The following is a 20,007-nucleotide window of genomic DNA, read 5'->3' as shown; positions in this document are numbered from 1 at the left end:
AGAGCTTATAAAAAAACTTTTGCGGGACTAAATCGTCCCTTGTTTTAACCAGACTATCAAATCCCCATTTGATATAAGAATATTTTATTATATTATTTCTTAAACTCTTCATAGGAAATATCTCCTTGATAATTTATAAATACTTTTCTTGCAATTGTGTCTTTATTTAAAGTGATAAAAATTCTCTTTGTTTCTTTTTTATTTATAGATTTTAACTCTATTTTATTATTACCACCTGATATCTTCCCTCCACCATTAAAAATAAAATACTCTTTAGTAGATTCTTTTAAATTTTCAATTTCCAAAACATCACCTTTTTGAATAGTGATTTTGTCTTCATAATCTTTTATAAGTTCTATTTTCTTTTCATAAATTTTTGGTGGAATATTATTCTTTATAGAAGAAAAATAGTTTAGTCCTATAACTTGTCCTTTTGAAGTATTAAATAAATCTACATTTAATGTAGTGTCATTTAGTTTTGCTACAAAAGGAATATTTTTTTCTTTTAATTCTTTATAAACATCAAGGGATAATCTTTGTAATCTATTTTTTTGTGTTTTATCTGTGATTATTATGCTATCTGCTTTTGAAGCACTTTTAGTTTTTATTTTTATATTTCTAACTATTTGTTTTAGCCCTTTTTTTGTAATAAAAAAGCAAGGTTCATTTTTTAAAGACTCTTCATCTTTTTTCTGTTCATCTAATCTAGATATTTTATCTTTTATAGCTATTGTTTGCTCTGTATCTTCATAGTTTTTTTTGTTTGGTAGTTCACCTTCTAATTCATATATCTCTTTTTTAATATTTGAAATATTTTCTCTTGTAGTTAAAAGTTTATTTTTATATTCTGATAATGCCTTTTTAATATTTTCTTGTTTTGGTAAATCTAAATGAGAAATCAAATCTTCTACTTTTTTATTTACCTCTTTATCACTTATATCTTTTCCATAGTTATCAAATAAAAGATTTTTATCAATAGCTTTTTTATCAATTTGATAAAATTCTTCTTTATTTTTATCTAAATATAGTTTTACATTTCCGTCTTTAAAGCCTACTACATTATCTCTTTTTTTAATTACTGGGCAAATATATAATTCATTATTTTCATATTTTTTTACTTTTTGTTTTACGAACTCTACTAAGTTAGTTCCCTCACTTGTGATTGGAAATCTTGTTTTAATATTATCAATTATATTTTTTGTTTTAAATCCATTTTCATTTTGCTTGAAAAAATCATTTAAAGCTTTTTTTGCTGATTCATTTAAAAGAGAAATTACTATTGCATCAATTGTATGATGATAGTTTGTTTGTCTATCTTTTTTATCTTCTTCATTTTTTGGTTGTACTTTATCAACACCCCAAAGTCTTTTTAATTCACTTATTGCTTTTCCAGTAACTCTTATTACACTTTGATTTGTTTCACCTTTTCCATATTCATTTTGTTTAGGATATAAATAGTGTTCTAAATAATTAGCAATAATTTTTGTAGCACTTCTAGTATCATTTAAAAATCTATCTTCAAGATTTTCTTTTTCCCAATTTTTATTAATATTTTCTTCATTAGTAAGCCAAAAAACTTTACTATCGTTTGTTAATTCTTTTTTAACTCTTGAAGTAAACTCCTCCCAAATATTTTTTGATTTTAAATAAGTGATTGGATGTATATTTGATTTATCCTGATTATGTTTTTTTAAAACTAATATTTTGTTTTTATATGAATTTATCCATATTTTACTTCTTGGAATAAAATGTTCTACTTCTGTTTTTTGTTCATCAAGGGCATCTTCTAAAGTTAAAGGTTCTCCACTATAAAGACATTTTGATTTTTGTTCAATTAATAGTCTTGCTCTTTCGATATTTTTTCTACTTAATTCACAGTTATCTGATAGAAGTAGTTTTTCAGCAGCTTTTATCTCTTTTCTACTATTTGCTTGAGCTTCTTTGATTTGCTCTTCTTCTTTTTTTGAGTTTAACTCTCTAGCAGTTTCAATAATTATCTTATCTATTTTTCCATGTTGAGATATTAAATCATTTACTAATCTTCTTAAAATTGAAATTACTCTTTTTACATTTGGAGAAACTAAAGGCTGATAAAATATATGCTCTCCTTTGAAGTTCTCAATATTTTTTTCAAGCCAAAGTAAATCTTTTTCTGATGGATTTAATGGTGGTAAATAAGAATAAGGTTTCATATCTAAATATTTTCTAAAATATCCTAATTCAACAAGAATATCGTGATATGACTTTTCAAATCTCATTTTTTCTAAAACCTCTTCAATGAAACATAACGAAAAAGAAGCATATGTGTCTTTTGTTCCTTTTGAAACTTTTGATAATTCTTTGATTATTTCATTACTTAAAAGATTTTCTTTATCAACTTTTTTAATCTCTTTAAAAATTTGTTCTTTATTTACATAATAAAATATTTTCTTTAGAACTTCAGTATATAAGTCTTTATGTGTTTTAAAAATATCAAAATCAGTCTTTTTAAATATCTCTAATATTTGTGTATGGATTCCAATATCAAGTACAGTTTCATCTTGTTTATTTGAAGTTTTAATTTTTATATTTTTTAGTCCAGCTTTATCAAAAATGTTTTTAGTATTTATTGTTTTTGTTGGTGATTTTTTTAACCATAACTCTACTGTATTATCAATTTGTTCTTTTGTTGGAGTAAACAATTCTCCAGTTTTATCATTAAAAATTAAATTACCTAAAATAGAATTTTCAATTCTTTGTCTAATGGTTAACTCAATACTAGAAATATGAGATTTTGGAATTCTTTTTTTAGGCTTTTCATGGAATTTATTATAAAAACTACAGAAACCTACCATATCTTCCATACTTTTTAATGCTCTTTGTTCAAAAATACCTATTGAGTTTTCATTTACACCATTAATAAGCTTATTCTTAAAATTATCATATATTTCAACAGTTTTAAAAAGCTCTTTATTTTCTTTTTGTGATTCTAATAATATTTCTAATTCTTCTTGCCATAAATCTCTATCAAGTGAATTATTATAATTATCTTTTTTATTTCTAACTGCAATATTTGTAAAACCATTATTTTCTAAATTTAACTTTTTATTTAGCAAAACAGATGAAGGAAGAGATAAATCATTTTTTACATATAGTTCTTTATTGTTAGATATAGCTTCATTTATCACTCCATCATCTTTTGAATCTTCTGTTTTAAATTGATTAGAATATCCCCTTCTTGTAATGATAGAATAAAGTGAAAAGGTAAAATCATCTTTTGATAAATTTTTACCATTAACAGCTTCTTGCCTTAAAATATATGGATTTTTATTTTTTGATAGTTTATTAAAATATTTTATTGGATTAGTAAGAATGGATTTTTCTGCTAGTTCAAAACTACTCAATAGTTTTCTAACTATTTCATTTCTTCTACTTTTTCTTTCATTTCTTCTTCTACTGCTTCTAAAACTTCTTCTATCTTCTGCTTTTATATATTCACTAAAGATTATACTGTTTGAAGTAAGTTCTTTAAAAATAGTCTGACCATTTTTGATATTTATTTCATTTAGTGAAAAACCTATGCTATTAGTACCAATATCTAATCCTAAAACTTTCTTTGTCATAACAATCCTTAAATAATAATTTTAACAAATATTTATAAAATATTTTATTATAACAAATATTTAATCTAAGGATTTTTATATGCGAATTTGAAACATCAAAAATTTGAAATAAGAATTAAGTGGTGCTTATAGTATTTAGGTACATCTATAAGCTGAGTTATGTAGTTGACAATAATTTATCTAGTTGTTAAATCACTTTAACAATCATGCGAGAAACAATATTTGTGAAGCTTATTACCACGCTTCTCTTGCTGCTGGTTGGGTTTACATAGCTCTATGAATTGCTCCAAAGACTGGTGGGCTCTTACTCCACCGTTTCACCCTTACCCAAATTGGGCGGTATACTTTCTGTTGCACTGTCCCTTAGGTTACCCTAGCCATCCGTTAGATGGAACCATGCTTCACTGCAGCCCAGACTTTCCTCTTAAAAAATATAAATTTTTCAAGCTATTATCCAATGTACCTAAATAAGATTGGAATTTTATCTAAAAAGCTCTTTATTTTTCTATAATATCATAATAATCAGGGGGTAAAAATTGAAAAATACTATCTTTTATTTCTATATTTTGTTTATTGTTTAAAAATTTTATCTCTATAGAGTTTGCTAATTCATCTTTATATGAGAGTGATGAGATTTTATCATCTTTAATTTTTATAAGATATTTTACATTATATAAAGAAGATTCAAAAAGATTTTCTTCAATCTTTTTTGACTCTTTTAAAAGTTTTATCATATCAATACTTTTTTCCAATTTTGTATAAATCGCTTGTTCTAATTCTGGTTCATCTATTATTACTAAATCATCTATTAAAAATACATTTTTTTCAACTGGTTCAAAGTATTTCCATAAAACTTTACCATTATTTTTAATAAAAACTTTTCCTTTATACTCAATTGTTTTACCAGACTCATTTTTAACTGTTTGCACAAAATCTGCTTCAAAACTTTTAATATTTTCTTTATCAAAAGAAGCGAATGAAAAAGAAATAAACAACCCTATTACTAAAAAAATTCTATAAACCATTTTTTAACCTTATTTTATATATAATCTTGCGATTATAACTAATACCAAATTAAAGTAGATAGATTGTGAAGAGTTTGGTAAAAAGGAACATTTTTTATGGTTAATATTTTTTCAAGTATATTTGGGACATCAAATGATAGAGAAGTAAAAAAATACAAAAAAAGAGCAAATGCTATTACAGCACTTGAGAGTAAATACGAGAGTTTAAGTGATGAAGAACTTAAAGGTGCATTTAATGAGTTAAAAGAACAAGTTAAAAGTGAAGAAAAAACGTTAGATGAAGTGTTAAATGATTCATTTGCCATTACAAGAGAAGTTAGTAAAAGAACATTAAATATGAGACATTACGATGTACAGCTAATTGGTGGTATGGTTTTACATGATGGAAGAATTGCAGAGATGAAAACAGGTGAAGGTAAAACTTTAGTTGCTACACTTCCTGTTGCATTAAATGCCTTGACAGGAAAAGGTGTTCATGTTGTTACTGTAAATGATTACCTAGCTTCAAGAGATGCTGTAGAGTTAGAACCTCTTTATAACTTTTTAGGGTATACAGTTGGTGCTATTGTTGGAAATATAAGAGATGAAGCACAAAGAAAAGAGCAATATGCTTCAGATATCACTTATGGTACAAACAATGAATTTGGTTTTGATTATCTAAGAGATAATATGAACTATGATTTGGAAGAAAAAGTTCAAAGAGATCACCACTTTGTTATTGTCGATGAAGTTGACTCAATTTTAATCGATGAAGCAAGAACTCCACTGATTATTAGTGGTCCTACAAACCATAAAAGTGCAGACTATGCAAAATCAAATGAGATTGCTCTTAAACTGGAAAAAGGTGAATTGATTGAACCTAAATCTGCTGATGAAAAACCTTATTCTACTGGAGATTTTACAGTTGATGAAAAGAACAAATCTATTTTAATCACAGAAAAAGGTATTGAAAAAGCCGAAAAGTTATATGAGGTTGATAACCTATATTCACTTGAAAATGCAATTTTATCTCACCACTTAGATCAAGCACTTAAAGCTAATTATGTATTTGTAAAAGATGTTGATTATGTTGTAAAAGATAATGAAGTTATTATTGTAGATGAATTCACAGGAAGATTAAGTGAAGGAAGAAGATTCTCTGAAGGTTTACACCAAGCACTTGAGGCAAAAGAAAGTGTTGTTATTCAAGATGAGTCACAAACACTAGCAGATATCACTTTCCAAAATTACTTTAGAATGTATGATAAATTAGCTGGTATGACGGGTACTGCACAAACAGAAGCTACAGAGTTTGCTGAAATTTATAATTTAGATGTAGTATCTATTCCAACTAACGTTCCCGTTCAAAGAGATGATAAAAACGATTTAATTTATAAAAGTGAAAGAGAAAAATTTGAAGCTGTAAGTAAAAAAATTAAAGAGTACCATGAAAAAGGTCAACCTGTTCTTGTTGGTACTGCTTCAATCGAGAAATCAGAGCATCTACACAATCTTTTAACAAAACAAAAAGTTCCCCATACAGTATTAAACGCTAAACAACATGAAAAAGAGGGAAAAATCATTGAAGATGCTGGTCAAAAAGGTGCTGTAACAATTGCTACAAATATGGCTGGTCGTGGTGTTGATATTAAATTACCAAAAGAGTGTTTAGAACTTGGTGGTTTAGCGATTATAGGGACTGAAAGACATGAATCAAGAAGAATTGATAACCAATTAAGAGGTAGAGCTGGACGTCAAGGTGATGTTGGTGAATCTCAATTTTATCTATCTTTAGAAGATAACCTACTAAGAATCTTTGGAAGTGATAAAATCAAAGGTATCATGGAAAGAATTGGTATTGAAGAAGGTGAGCATATTGAATCTAAGATGGTAACAAGAGCCGTAGAAAATGCTCAGAAAAAAGTTGAAACAATGCACTTTGAAGCAAGAAAGCATATCTTAGAATATGATGATGTTGCAAATAAACAAAGAAAAGTTATATATGCATTTAGAAATGACCTTTTAAATCCAGATTATGATATCACTTCTAAACTTGAGGAAAATAGACTTGAATATGTTCAAGATTTATTAACTAATGCTGAGATTATAGAAGGTATGCCTTCAGAAGATTTCAACTATGAATTTGTAATCGCTAAGCTAAAAGAGGAATTAAACCTAGTAGTAGAACAAGAACATATCGAAGCAAAAGATTACTTAGAATTAGAGCAAAAACTTTTAAATGTTATCACTGAAGTTTATAACCAAAAAATGAGTATAGCTGCACCAGAACAAAGACATGAGATTGAAAGAATTCTTTACTTACAGATCCTTGATAAAGCTTGGAGAGAACATTTATACTCAATGGACACATTAAAAACAGGTATTGGACTTAGAGGATATAACCAAAAAGATCCACTTGTTGAGTATAAAAAAGAATCTTATAATATGTTTGTTGAGTTAATTGGAAGTATTAAAAATGAAGTAATCAAAGTATTATTTACAGTTCAATTACAAAGTAATGAAGATGCACAAAAAGAGCAAGAAGCATTGGAAAAGATGAAAGAGCAAATGGAAGAATCAATTGAAGATATTGTAACTAATATTGATCAAGAAGCATTAACTTCAAGTGAAAAGAAAATTGCTAGAAATGAACCTTGCCCATGTGGATCTGGGAAAAAATATAAACAATGTTGTGGTAAAAGTGGACCTAAAAGAGGTTTAGTAGCAGGAAGCTAATTTGAATAAAAAGTTAGTAAATTTTATTGTCAAAAAATATTTAAAATTTGACAAGAAAAATCCATTTATTTCAATAAGTGCCATTTTGGCATTTGTTGGAGTTGCCATTGGTGTTATGGTATTAATGATCTCTATGGCTATAATGAATGGTACCGCAAAAGAGTTTGAGAGTAAACTTTTTACAATGAACTATCCTTTGTCTATTTATCCTAAATTTTCTAATAGTGTTAATAAAGATTTATTAAAAGACTTAGAAAAAGAATACCCAAACCTGAAATTTTCACCATATTTAAGTGCACAAGTTATTATTCAAAATGGTGATAATATGAATGGTGGTATGATTTTTGGAGTTGATTCAAAAAAAGAATCACAAATTAACTCTATTTATGAAAAAGCTGCAAAAGACTTAAATCTATCAAAATACGACATAATCGTTGGGGATGGGATTAGAGAAAATCTGTTTTTATCTCCTGGTGAAAAGGCAACTTTATATTTTACATCATTAAATCCAACAGGTCTTTCAATGATGCCAAAACTAAAAAGATTCACCTATGAAAATTCATTTAAATCTGGTCTACATGCATACGATAAAGCTTATATGTACACTACTATTGAAGCCTTACAAACTTTAACAAAAAAAGGTGAAGGAAATTTTGATGGAATTCATGTATATAGTGATGATGCAATGAAAGATATTGTTCCATTAAAAGAATTTTTAAGAGACTATGGAGCTGGAGTTATTGGATGGTGGCAACAAAATGGTAACTTCTTTGCAGCAATGCAAATGGAAAAAAAGGCTTTATTTATTGTCTTAATGCTAATTATTCTTGTAGCATCACTAAATATCATCTCTTCACTTCTTATGACAGTTATGAGCAGAAGAAAAGAGATTGCCCTACTTTTATCTATGGGGGCGTCATATAAAGAGATTAAACAAATATTTTTAAGACTTGGTACTATAATTGGATTCTCGGGGATTGTTATAGGGGTTTTATTAGGCTTTAGTGGGATGTGGATACTTGATACCTTTGAGATAATCTCACTTCCAGCAGATGTTTATGGAACTTCAAAATTACCTTTAGATTTATCATCAGTTGACTTTATTTCAATCATAATTGGAGCTTCGATAATTGTACTTTTATCTTCATATTATCCAGCAAAAAAAGCAACAAATATTGATGTAATTGATGTATTAAGAAATGAGTAGAAAAGGTATAGTTTTTCTACTCTTTCTTTTCATCAGGACTAACACTATCACCAATCGATTTTAATAATTTAATTGGTGAATTTATAACTCTTTTTAAAAAATTTACTGGTGCGGAAACACCTTCCTCTAGTAGTTTTGTTTTATATTTTGGTTCCTCTAAAGTTCCAAAAATTTCAACTTCAGTATCAACTCTATTTTTATCCCCTAATAGTACATAATTTAATACAGGGATTGAACCAACAATTTTTGAATAATCTTTTAAGAATACTAAATGAAGTTTTGAATCAATCTTTGAATTATCAAAATCAATAGTTGCGTATCCATCAAAATCGATACCATTACCTTTTGTAGTGATTTTTTCCATATTTAGAAACTTCGAATTAAAATCATAAGTAAAGTCTACTCTTCCTTCAATTACTCTATATCCATTTAGGTTAAAACCATCATTTGTAGCCATTCCAACAACAGAAGGAATTGCTAGGAATGGATTTATAATAGCTGGTGATGTATTTATTAAAATCAATAAATTGTTTAAAATTGCCAAATCAAGAATTCTATTTTTTTCTAAAAAAGCTGTTCCATATATTTTTCCATCTTTCCCTGATGCACTAATATTTATAGTTCCACTTTTTACTAAGTTTTTTCCTAAAATTGAATTCAAGAACTCATCATTCATATTTTTAGCATCAATATTTAATACACCCTTAAAATCTTTATGATAAACAAAAGTTGTGTCTTTATATTTTAAATCAATGTCAGTTTTATAGTTTTCAAATATAAAATTATAATTATCAGCTTTTGCTATATATTTTTTATTAATTATAATATTTGAATTTTTTCCATTAATATAATATGAGGTTTTAGAAGAATCATCAGATTCTTGGTCAGTATTATAAATAACATCAAACCCTTCTAAATCCATTGTAATTTTTTCTTTGTCAATCTCATATTTTAGTTTTAGTTTTTTATCTTTTGTAATTAAATCAACAATTCTATTGTTATAATCACCATTTAACTCTAGATTTCTAACTTGTTTTCCATCTTTTGATATTGGTAATTCTAAATAAAGTGCTTCCCCTTCAAATTTTACATCATTGTTTTTTATATATATATTTGCCCATGAGGTTTTGTATTTATGCTCTTCATCTAAAATTAAAAAAGAGTTTTTAAGCTTTAAATCTATATTTGGTAAAGCTTGATTTTTTGAATCTTTCTTTGTATTATTTGATAAATCTAAATCTATATTATTAAGTTTTATAAGTGGGTTTTTATCCTTTTCTAATACTATTTGTATATCGTTGTCATTTGTTTTAATAAGAATCAAATCATTTTTAATAGAACCATTAGCACTCAATTTATCTATTTTTTTACCATCTTTACTAAATGGATAATCTAATTTTTTTGCATTTATTGTAAACTCTATATTATTTTCATCAAAAATTTTTACTTGTAGATCACCCTCTTTTATCCCTGCATTATCCAATAACTTCGAGTGGGGGTAAATTTTTTTCAAATCTTTTATGTCGATATCTACAGATTTATCTTTTATATCAATTTTTGTTTCTAAATCTTTTATATCAATTCTTGCTGTTTCTTTAAAATCTATATCAAGTTTAGTACTAATATCCTTTGCATCAATAATAGATTCTTTATCACTTTGAATTTTGAAACTATTTATTTTTGCTTCACCCTTAGCAGTTGAAGTTTTTGTATCAATAACCAAAGATAAATCACTCTCTAACATCTCTTTGTGCTTAATATGTGAGCTTTTAATATCAACAATATTGTCTTTCAGTTCAACATCTGCTTCAAAAGCTTTAAACTCAAAATCATTTAGTTTTAATAATGCATCTTTTAATTTAAACTCACCCAAAACCTCCATTTTTCTAGAAGCTAGATATGGAACTTTTAGATAAACCCTTGATTTTAATTCTCCACTTAATTGTCTTAATGGAAGATTTATTTCATAAGCTTTTAAAATACCTAAAATATCATCGTTTAACATGGATTCTGATTTTAAATCAACATGAACAACACCCTTTTGTAAACTTGTTAAATCTGTTATATAAACTTTACTTCCATAAAGTTTACTTTTATCATATATTGGATCATCTAAATCAAAAAATAAAGTATCATTTTTATAATTAATTGTTAAAAGCTTAGTATCAACAGTTTTTGCTTTTTTATTGAATCTAATTTTTGCATCTTTTATAAAAGCTCTTCCTCTTATAGAATCCATTATTACTTGTTTTTTCTCAACATCAATCTTACCATATAGGTATTCTAGATTAATATCTCCTTCAACATTATCATACATCCAAGCTTCTGCAACACTATCAATTCTAAATAGCTGTTTTAAAAACTTCATAGATTTAAATGATTTTTGTGAATTTACATAAAAATCAAAAATATTATTGGCTAATTGTGTATTTATTTCTCCATAAATATCTTCATAGTAGTAGTTACCAAAAAAATTAAATATATTTTTTGATAAATCTAGTTTTGACTTACCAATTAATGTTAAACCACTTTGTTTATGGTAAATTGAATAAAAATTCAAAAATACTTGTGTAGAATTAATATCTAAATCAGCAGAAAGATTTATATCTTTGTTATCTAGATAAAGAAGCTTTTCATTTAAAGTAAGAGTGAACTCATTATCTGCAATTTTTATTCTTTCAACATCAATTTTTTTAAAAAAACTTAATACATTTTTTACATTTGATAAAATATTCAAAATATCTGTTTGTGAGGTTTTATCTTCCTTCGAAGCTAATAGTTTACTGTTAATTTTCAATTCATCAATTTCTAAAATGAGTTTTTTATCATATTTTAAATAGAATTGCGACACTGAAAAATTATTAAAAGAGAATGAATCAATTTTTATGCCTGAAAATAACGAAACGCCAAGACCTAAAAAAAGAACAAGTAAAACTATTATAATTAGTTTAATAAGCTTTAACATTATTGAGATGTTCCTTATAGCAACTATTGCTGTGCTTTTTTATCTTAACATACCAATAAGCTCAACTAAAGTATTGTATATACCTAAAGGTAGTACGAGTTCTATTATATCTTATTTGAACAAAAATGGTTATGAAATGAATCAGATTGATAACATAGTTATAAGACAATTTGGTTACCCTCAAAGTGGTTGGATAGACTTAAAATCACAATATATGAAAAAAGCAGATTTTTTATATAAATTAACAAAATCAAAGGCTGCTTTAAAAAATATAACATTGATCCCAGGGGAAACTTCTTTTGTATTTTTAAAAGAAATTGCAAAAAAATTTAATCTCTCTGAAGAAAAATTAAAAATCACATATGATAACTATGCATATAAAAAAGATGGAAATATCTTAGCTGAAACCTACTCATTACCATATGGCATGAAAGAGGATCATCTATTATTTTATCTATTTTCTAATACCAATAAACAATATCAAGAGTTCTCACAAAAAGTATTTGGTTATTATGATAAGAAAAAATGGTATTACTATATAACAATGGCATCAATTATCCAAAAAGAAGCTGCTACAATTGATGAGATGCCTTTAGTTTCATCTGTAATCTATAATAGATTAAAAAAAGGTATGGCCTTACAAATGGATGGAACTTTAAATTATGGAAAATATTCCCATGTTAAAGTTACAGCTAAAAGAATCAAAGAAGATTATAGTTCATATAATACATATAAAAATAAAGGTCTACCTGCAAACCCAATTTGTGCAGTTAGTTTAGATGCTATAAAAGCTGCCCTTTTCCCTGTAAGAAGTAATTATCTTTATTTTGTTAAAGATAATAAAACTGGTTTACATAAATTCGCTTCAAGTTATAAAGAACATGTTAACAATATTAATGCAAATAGAGGTGTTAAAAAAAGTTACACTAAAGTAAAAGAAAAAGAGACAAAAATCGATAAAGAAGCTAAAAAAATCATGAAAACTGATGTTTCTAAGCAAAAACCCTCAACAATTAAAGATTTATGGAGCAATGTTAAATAAAATTTGTGAATAATTGAAACAGTCATTTTTTTGTAACTAATCAAATGATTAAATTCAATTAGCATAAAATTAAATGTGGCTATTATATCAATACTCAAAATATCAAACTAGGAATTAACATGTCAAAAATCATTTATACAAAAGTTGATGAAGCTCCAGCTTTAGCAACTTATTCTTTTTTACCAATTATTAAAGCTTTTACAAAAAGCTCTGGTATTGAAATGGTATCAAAAGATATTTCATTAGCAGGAAGAATTATTGCGAACTTCCCTGAAAATCTGACAGAAGACCAAAAAATTGGTGATACATTAGCAGAACTTGGTGAGATGACACAAGATGCAAGTACTAATATTGTAAAACTACCAAATATTTCTGCTTCTATTCCACAATTAAAAGCTGCAATCGCAGAGTTACAAGAAAAAGGTTACAATGTACCTAACTATGACGAATCAGAAGAAATCTCTGCTAGATACTCTAAGATTTTAGGAAGTGCTGTTAATCCAGTACTTAGAGAAGGTAACTCAGACAGAAGAGCTCCAGGTGCAGTTAAAAACTACGCTAAAAACAACCCTCATAGAATGGGAGAGTGGAAAAAAGATTCAAAAACTGATGTTGCTCATATGACTGAAAATGATTTCTATGGTGCAGAATTATCAACAACTTTAGAAAAAGAAGATGATTTCCAAATTGCTTTTGTTAATAAAGCAGGTGATAAAAAAGTATTAAAAGAGTCTCTACCATTAGAAGCTGGTGAGATTGTAGATGCTACTTGTATGAGTGCAAAATCTTTACAAGAATTTTACCAAGATGCAATTGATGAAGCTAAAAAAAGAGGAGTACTATTATCTCTTCACCTAAAAGCTACAATGATGAAAGTATCTGATCCAATCATGTTTGGATTTGCAGTTAAAGTATATTTCAAAGATTTAATTGCAAAACATAGTGAATTATTTGATTCACTTGGTGTTAACTTCAACAATGGTTTAGGTGATTTATACTCTAAATTAGATCAAGTTGATTCTGCAAAAAAAGATGAAATCTTAGCTGATATTGATGCAGTATATGCTAAACAACCAAAACTAGCAATGGTAAACTCTGCAAAAGGGATTACAAACCTACATGTACCTTCTGATGTTATTGTTGATGCTTCTATGCCAGCAATGATTAAAGGTGGTGGTAAAATGTGGAATGCTGAAGATAAAGAAGAAGATACTTTAGCAATGATTCCAGATAGATGTTATGCACAATCATTCCAAGCTGTTATTGAAGATTGTAAAGAAAATGGTAAATTAGACCCAACAACTATGGGTACAGTTCCAAATGTTGGTTTAATGGCTAAAAAAGCTGAAGAATATGGATCACATGATAAAACTTTCCAAGCTAATGAAGATGGACAATTTGTTGTTACAAATAGTGCTGGTGAGACTGTATTTACTTTTGATGCAGATGCTGGTGATATTTTCAGAATGTGTCAAGCAAAAGATGCTCCAATTCAAGATTGGATTAAATTAGCAGTTAGTAGAGCTAGATTATCTAATACTCCAGCAATCTTCTGGTTAGATGAAAATAGAGCACACGATGCCCAAATGATTAAAAAAGTCAACAAATACTTACCTGATCATGATACAAGTGGTTTAGATATTTCTATTATGGCTCCTGTTGAAGCTACTAAAAAATCTCTTGAGAGAATGAGAAAAGGTGAAGATACTATTTCTGTTACAGGTAATGTATTAAGAGATTATAATACAGACCTTTTCCCAATTTTAGAGCTTGGAACATCTGCAAAAATGTTATCAATCGTTCCATTAATGCAAGGTGGAGGATTATTTGAAACTGGTGCTGGTGGATCTGCTCCTAAACACGTACAACAATTTGTTGAAGAATCTTACTTAAGATGGGATTCATTAGGTGAATTTATGGCATTAGCTGCTTCATTTGAACATTTAGCAAATACTCAAGATAATGCAAAAGCACAAGTTTTAGCTACTACTTTAGATAAAGCTACAGGAACATTTTTACTAAATGATAAATCTCCAGCAAGAAAATTAGGTTCAATTGATAATAGAGGTTCACACTTCTACTTAACAATGTATTGGGCACAAGAGTTAGCTGCACAAAATGATGATGCAGAACTTAAAGCTGAGTTTGAACCTATTGCAAAAGCATTAACTGAAAACGAAGATAAAATCGTTGCAGAATTAGTTGCTGATCATGGTAAAGTGGCTGATATTGGTGGATATTATTTACCAAATGAAGAAAAAGCTTCTAAAGCGATGAGACCATCAGAAACATTAAACTCAATTATTGGATAAAGTAACCAAAAAATTTATCTAAATTTGTTAGAATAAAGGCAAGGCTTCGGTCTTGCCTTTTTTTATATAAAATATACAATTAGTTTAATTATATTAAATATTAATTCGATATAATTAAACTAATTTAATAAATATGAATGTATTTAATTTGAATAAGGATAATTATGGATAATAAAAAAGTTGGAATTATTGGAGTTGGAAATGTAGGGTCTACTCTTGCATATACATTAGCTCATAAAGGTATTTGTTCTAAAATAGTTTTAAAAGATATTAGAGAAAATATAGTTCAAGCAATGGCTTTAGATATTTCTCAAAGTGCAAATGCTGCTAAATCACATACTATTGTAACTGCCGCTAAATCTGGTGTTGACTTAAAAGGTTGTGATATTATTGTTATAACTGCTGGAATCCCGCGAAAACCAGGTATGAGTAGAGATGATTTACTATTAACAAATGCAAAAATAGTTTCTAGTGTTATAGAAGATATTAAAATTTATGCCCCAAAAAGTAAATTAATAATTGTTTCAAACCCCCTTGATGCTATGGTTTACACAGCAATTAAAGCATCAGGAATGCCTCGAAACCAAGTAATGGGAATGGCTGGGATTTTAGATAGTGCAAGGATGTCTCACTTTATACTAGAGAAAGTTGGATATGGTGCAGGACAAATTGAATCTTCGGTTATGGGTGGGCATGGAGATGATATGGTTCCACTTCCAAACTATTCAACAGTCGCAGGTGTTTCATTACCTGAAATTTTAAGTAAAAATGACATAGATGATATTGTTGAAAAGACAAAAAATGGTGGACTTCAAATTGTAAAACTTCTTGAAACTGGTTCAGCGTATTATGCACCTGCCCATGCAACATCATTGATGGTTGAAGCTATATTAGATAATAAAAGAAAAATCTATCCTTGTGCAGTGATGCTAGATGGCGAATATTGCTATGAAAATATAGTAGGTGGAGTTCCTGTTATGCTAGGAAGTAATGGTATAGAAAAAATTATAGAGTTAAATTTAAATGATGAACAAAAAAAATTATTTGAAAAATCTATAAATTCAGTGAAAGAGCTTGCTAGTACACTTGAAGAAAGATTTTTTAATTAATCAATACTAACTACACACTAAAATGGTATTATAAATAAATTTTTCAAATGAAGGATTAAAAATGACAAAAACATATGAAGTACTAAATGTAAAATGTGGAGGGTGTGCAAATACTTTAATCAATGGATTAAAAGATGAATTTGGTGAAGTAGAAGTTGACTTAGAAGTACATCCTAGAAAAATCACATTAGACATTCAAGAGAATCAAGAGGAGAGCCTAAAAACGAAACTAAGAAGTTTAGGATATCCATTAACAACTGATGAATTAAGTGGTTTTGATAAAGCAGCAACAACTGCAAAAAGTTTTGTATCTTGTGCAGTTGGTAAATTTAATGTAGCAACTTCAAAATAATACAATTAAAAAACGTGAATCACACGTTTTTTAATCTACTGCAAAAGTGGTAATTTATTTAAAAGATTTTCACAATATTCCCATTGATCAAGAGTCTCTTTCCATTCATTTGGAATAACATCTATTCCAAAATATGCTCCTAAAACCATCCCTATCATAATACCCCTTGAAGCATTGTCTCCGCCAACCATTGCATTTGCCTGCAATGCTTTTTTTAGTCCATCTTCTTTATCTTGATATTTTAATATAAGATACACACTTCCAGGTAATGTTCCTTCAGTGGGACTTGCTTTTCCAACTTTAATTGGTTCACTTCTCCCAACATCCCATAATCTTGCCATCGAAGTTAATGCCAAGTCATCACTAAATTGTTCTTTTGATAAATCAGATTCTGGATTTTTTTCCTCTTCATATTTTGCAATTGCTTGTTTTATTTTATCTTCAAAAAAACCACCCATTTCAACCGAAACTTCTTTAATTGCATCATTTGGTTTCATACCATTTATTACTCTATTTGTAACTCTTGCAAAAAACTCTGCTCCACCAAGGGCATGTTTTTCTCTATGAGTAAACATAACTTTTTTAGCTACATCAACTAATATATCCTCATCATCATAATATGCATGAGCAGCAACATGTCTTATGGCTGTTGCATTTGAGAAACCACCTAAGTTCTCTATAGGCACTCCTTGTTTCACTTGAGAATAAGTTTCCCTTGTCATAGTACATATCCATGAACCCCAACTGTTTTCTAGTCTATTCATCCAATGTGGTATAATATTTTGAACTTTAAATTCTCTTGGAGGATTTGATATACTTGCTAAGTGTTCTAAAACAAGGATATTATAATCTCCATAATCAGTTGTTCCTCCAGCCTTTTTACCTGGATGATAATTTTGTTCACCCCAACCTATTCCATGTGTCATACCACCCATCATTTCTCCTGGGCTCATAAATTTTTCAATAGGCTTTTCTCCATATGCTTTAAATATTTTTTTTGCATCATATTCATAATGACTACCTAAACATAAAGCATCTGCAACAATAGAGCTAAAAAATGCTCCTCTGATTGAATCTTCTTTTGATATATTTCTCATGGTTTTTTCACCTATTTTTATTTATTTGATTATAACTTGAAAAAATTGATTTAATCTGTAAATTTTTATTAAAACCAATTATTTAGTCTTTTATTATTTAGAAGAAACATTTCATAATTAATTAACATTCCTATAATATATTATATTATAAAATGCTCATTATTTTAAAAGGACAATTTTATGAAAAAAATCTTATTTTCACTTGTTTTAGTAGGCTTTACTTCTTTATTTGCAGCAGATAGTAATTCTATCAAACACTTTGGTTTTTCTGGAATTTTTGGATATGCAGGAGAAACTATAATTCATGATTACGAATCATTAAGTCAAACAGAAAAAGTTTTATATGGAACAGCTATTGGATCAATTCCAGGTCTTACAAAAGAATTAACAGATAAAAAATTTGATAATGAAGATATGGCATTTAATGTATTAGGTGCATTAACAGGAAGTTTATTAAGTAACTATTTAAATAATAATGTTTTTATTACGATGGAGCATAATTCAAAGAAAAAAAGTAATAAACTTTTAGTTTCTATGAAATTTTAATAAAAGAGGAAAACCTCTTTTATTATTGTATTATTTTAGATTTTCAGCTACAAAATCCCAATTAACTAAAGCCCAAAAGTTCTCTAAATATGCTGGTCTAGCATTTCTTGTATCAATGTAGTATGCATGTTCCCAAACATCAACAGTTAAAACTGGAGTTAAACCATCAGTAATTGGAGTTCCAGCATTTGATGTTGAAACAATTTTTAAAGCTCCACTTGAATCTTTAACTAACCAAGTCCATCCTGAACCAAAATTATTAACAGCAGCATTTGTAAAATCTTCTTTAAATTTATCAACTGAACCAAAAGTTTCAGTTAAAGCACTTGCAACTTCATCACTAATAGTAGAACCACCTGGAGTTAAACCATTCCAGAAAAAGTCATGGTTAAATACTTGAGCTGCATTATTAAAAACCCCACCTTCACTACTTTTAATAATCTCTTCTAATGTTTTATCAGCAAACTGCGTACCTTCAATTAAACCGTTTAGTTTAGTTACATATGTTTGGTGGTGTTTTCCATAGTGAAATTCTAAAGTCTCTTTAGACATTTGTGGTTCAAGTGCATCTAATTCATATGGTAGTTTCATTAATTCGTGTTTCATTTAAAATCCTTTTATAAAATATTATTACTGTTATTTTACTACTATAACTTAAATTAAAATTAATAAATTTATAGTAAATTTATTAATTAAGACAGCTTTTGTCCTATTTAGCCGTAGCTACCTTATTAAAAGGCTTTCTAACTGATTTTCCCTTGCAAAGCTCAATGCACTATTACCATATTTATCTTTTTCATTTATATTTGCATTATTTTGTATTAAATAATTTATTAATTTTTTTTGCTTGTAAAAAAGTGCATAAAATATTGCATTTGCACCTAGTTGATCTTTTAAATTAATATCTATACCAAAAGCAATTAATTCTTTTATAAAAGTTAAATTTCCCTTATAAACCACATAAAATAGTGCATGAAGTTTTTTATTCAAATGCACCATTAAATCAATTTCTTTTTTTAATAAAGTTTTAAAAGCCACTATATTATCAACTTGAATTGCCCAAAAAAGTGCATTTCTTCCATCATTATCTCGTAAGTTTATATCTACACCTAGTTTGATAATATCTTCAAATCTCTGGTTGTTTTTTTTAACAATTGATTCAAAAAAAGCAGACCATCCAAAATTATTTTGATAATTTATATCAGCCCCATTAAAAATTAATTGCTTAAAAGTTTTTTCATCTTCTATATTTGTTAAGAGCAAATCAGAAAGTTCATTTTTATCGATTAAATGATTATTACTCATTGTTTTTCCTTTTATAAATGATAATATTTATCAAGGAAAGTATATAAGTTTATATTTAAAGGTTATTTAGAGTATCAGTTAGTTAGTGTTTTTAAGTAAAGAGAAAATTCTCTTTACTTTTTTATTAATTCATAAAGTGGTTTAAGAGCTGTTTTCATCTCTTCTTTTGTCATAGAACCATCTAAAGCTCCCTCTTTAACATTACCTTCATAAATCTTTGTAATAGTTCCTTCTTTACTTAAAAGAAATGCAGCATATTTTGTTTTAGCATTATCAGTTATATAAAGTGCATTTACCATATCTCCATCAAAATCGTAAATCATAGGAATATTAGTTCCTTCATTTAGATCTTCAAGTTTTCCTGGAATAAACATTTTTTTAACAAACCAAGGAGCACTTGAAATATTTGCAACCATTACATATGGTAAATCAATATTGAACATACTTGGTAACTCTTTAACAACTGCTAAAGAATCGTGATTCCCAACAACAATTAAAGTATCTTGGTCTTTTTTGAAAAGAGTTTCTCTTTTTACTTTATCATCTTTACCAACAAGTTCATATTCACTTGGAATAGAATCATATTTTGAAATTTTAACAACATTATCATTTGCTAAGATCTGTTTTGGTTTTTCTGCTGTTAAAAAAACTAATAAAGCAAAACCCGCTACTCCTAAAAAAACAACTTTTAAAAGATTTCCCATTTTTGTCCTTCTTTTTTTTAAATTTG

At 27.6% G+C, this 20,007-nt stretch carries 14 protein-coding genes and 1 other RNA gene; 7 read left to right on the top strand and 8 right to left on the bottom strand.

All coding sequences use genetic code 11. The features are described from left to right. Positions 1-92: 92 nt before the first annotated feature. From cas9 to lolA, 3 genes are all read right to left on the bottom strand, one after another. Positions 93-3,602, bottom strand: a complete 3,510-nt coding sequence (cas9, locus tag AC2TY9_RS10690; protein ID WP_489777444.1) for a type II CRISPR RNA-guided endonuclease Cas9 — start codon at positions 3,600-3,602, stop codon at positions 93-95. Positions 3,603-3,734: 132 nt separating this feature from the next. Continuing rightward, positions 3,735-4,068, bottom strand: an RNA gene (gene rnpB / locus AC2TY9_RS10685) — RNase P RNA component class A. 31 nt (positions 4,069-4,099) lie between these two features. Then, the gene (lolA, locus tag AC2TY9_RS10680; RefSeq protein WP_489777443.1) at positions 4,100-4,627 is read right to left on the bottom strand and encodes a LolA-like outer membrane lipoprotein chaperone; all 528 of its coding nucleotides are present in this window, start codon (positions 4,625-4,627) and stop codon (positions 4,100-4,102) included. A gap of 96 nt (positions 4,628-4,723) precedes the next feature. Between lolA and secA the strand changes: the two genes are divergently transcribed. Beyond that, on the top strand, positions 4,724-7,342 hold the full coding sequence (gene secA, locus AC2TY9_RS10675) for a preprotein translocase subunit SecA (RefSeq protein WP_489777442.1): 2,619 nt from the start codon (positions 4,724-4,726) through the stop codon (positions 7,340-7,342). Position 7,343: 1 nt separating this feature from the next. Then, positions 7,344-8,549, top strand: a complete 1,206-nt coding sequence (locus AC2TY9_RS10670) for an ABC transporter permease (RefSeq protein WP_489777440.1) — start codon at positions 7,344-7,346, stop codon at positions 8,547-8,549. A 16-nt stretch (positions 8,550-8,565) separates the two neighbouring features. Here the strand turns inward: AC2TY9_RS10670 and AC2TY9_RS10665 are convergent, their stop codons facing one another. Beyond that, positions 8,566-11,514: a YhdP family protein gene (locus AC2TY9_RS10665; protein ID WP_489777439.1), complete on the bottom strand. Its 2,949-nt coding sequence runs from the start codon at positions 11,512-11,514 to the stop codon at positions 8,566-8,568. On the opposite strand from AC2TY9_RS10665, the gene mltG reads away from it, so the two are divergent. From mltG to AC2TY9_RS10645, 4 genes are all read left to right on the top strand, one after another. Then, a complete protein-coding gene (mltG, locus tag AC2TY9_RS10660) occupies positions 11,435-12,556 on the top strand; it encodes an endolytic transglycosylase MltG (RefSeq protein ID WP_489777438.1) in 1,122 nt (373 codons plus the stop codon). The two genes, AC2TY9_RS10665 and mltG, sit on opposite strands and share 80 nt — an antisense overlap. Before the next feature lie 119 nt (positions 12,557-12,675). Continuing rightward, complete coding sequence (locus AC2TY9_RS10655) at positions 12,676-14,868, top strand: NADP-dependent isocitrate dehydrogenase (protein WP_489777437.1); 2,193 nt, start codon at positions 12,676-12,678, stop codon at positions 14,866-14,868. Positions 14,869-15,032: 164 nt separating this feature from the next. Continuing rightward, positions 15,033-15,977: a malate dehydrogenase gene (locus AC2TY9_RS10650; protein WP_489777436.1), complete on the top strand. Its 945-nt coding sequence runs from the start codon at positions 15,033-15,035 to the stop codon at positions 15,975-15,977. Between the two features lie 61 nt (positions 15,978-16,038). Next, complete coding sequence (locus AC2TY9_RS10645) at positions 16,039-16,329, top strand: heavy-metal-associated domain-containing protein (protein WP_489777435.1); 291 nt, start codon at positions 16,039-16,041, stop codon at positions 16,327-16,329. Positions 16,330-16,364: 35 nt separating this feature from the next. Here the strand turns inward: AC2TY9_RS10645 and AC2TY9_RS10640 are convergent, their stop codons facing one another. Beyond that, the gene (locus AC2TY9_RS10640; protein WP_489777434.1) at positions 16,365-17,426 is read right to left on the bottom strand and encodes an ADP-ribosylglycohydrolase family protein; all 1,062 of its coding nucleotides are present in this window, start codon (positions 17,424-17,426) and stop codon (positions 16,365-16,367) included. Positions 17,427-17,606: 180 nt separating this feature from the next. Between AC2TY9_RS10640 and AC2TY9_RS10635 the strand changes: the two genes are divergently transcribed. Next, on the top strand, positions 17,607-17,972 hold the full coding sequence (locus AC2TY9_RS10635) for a YfiM family lipoprotein (RefSeq protein ID WP_489777433.1): 366 nt from the start codon (positions 17,607-17,609) through the stop codon (positions 17,970-17,972). Between the two features lie 30 nt (positions 17,973-18,002). Here the strand turns inward: AC2TY9_RS10635 and AC2TY9_RS10630 are convergent, their stop codons facing one another. From AC2TY9_RS10630 to AC2TY9_RS10620, 3 genes are all read right to left on the bottom strand, one after another. Further along, entirely contained in the window at positions 18,003-18,578 is a 576-nt protein-coding gene (locus AC2TY9_RS10630) for a superoxide dismutase (RefSeq protein WP_489777432.1), read from the bottom strand. 117 nt (positions 18,579-18,695) lie between these two features. Then, entirely contained in the window at positions 18,696-19,277 is a 582-nt protein-coding gene (locus tag AC2TY9_RS10625) for an ankyrin repeat domain-containing protein (RefSeq protein WP_489777431.1), read from the bottom strand. Between the two features lie 113 nt (positions 19,278-19,390). Beyond that, on the bottom strand, positions 19,391-19,981 hold the full coding sequence (locus AC2TY9_RS10620; RefSeq protein ID WP_489777430.1) for a hypothetical protein: 591 nt from the start codon (positions 19,979-19,981) through the stop codon (positions 19,391-19,393). Positions 19,982-20,007: the final 26 nt, after the last annotated feature.

Source organism: Arcobacter sp. ISO1, assembly GCF_058105185.1.
The sequence above is the reverse complement of the archived record's forward strand: the minus strand, read 5'-3'. Positions and strand labels throughout refer to the sequence as shown.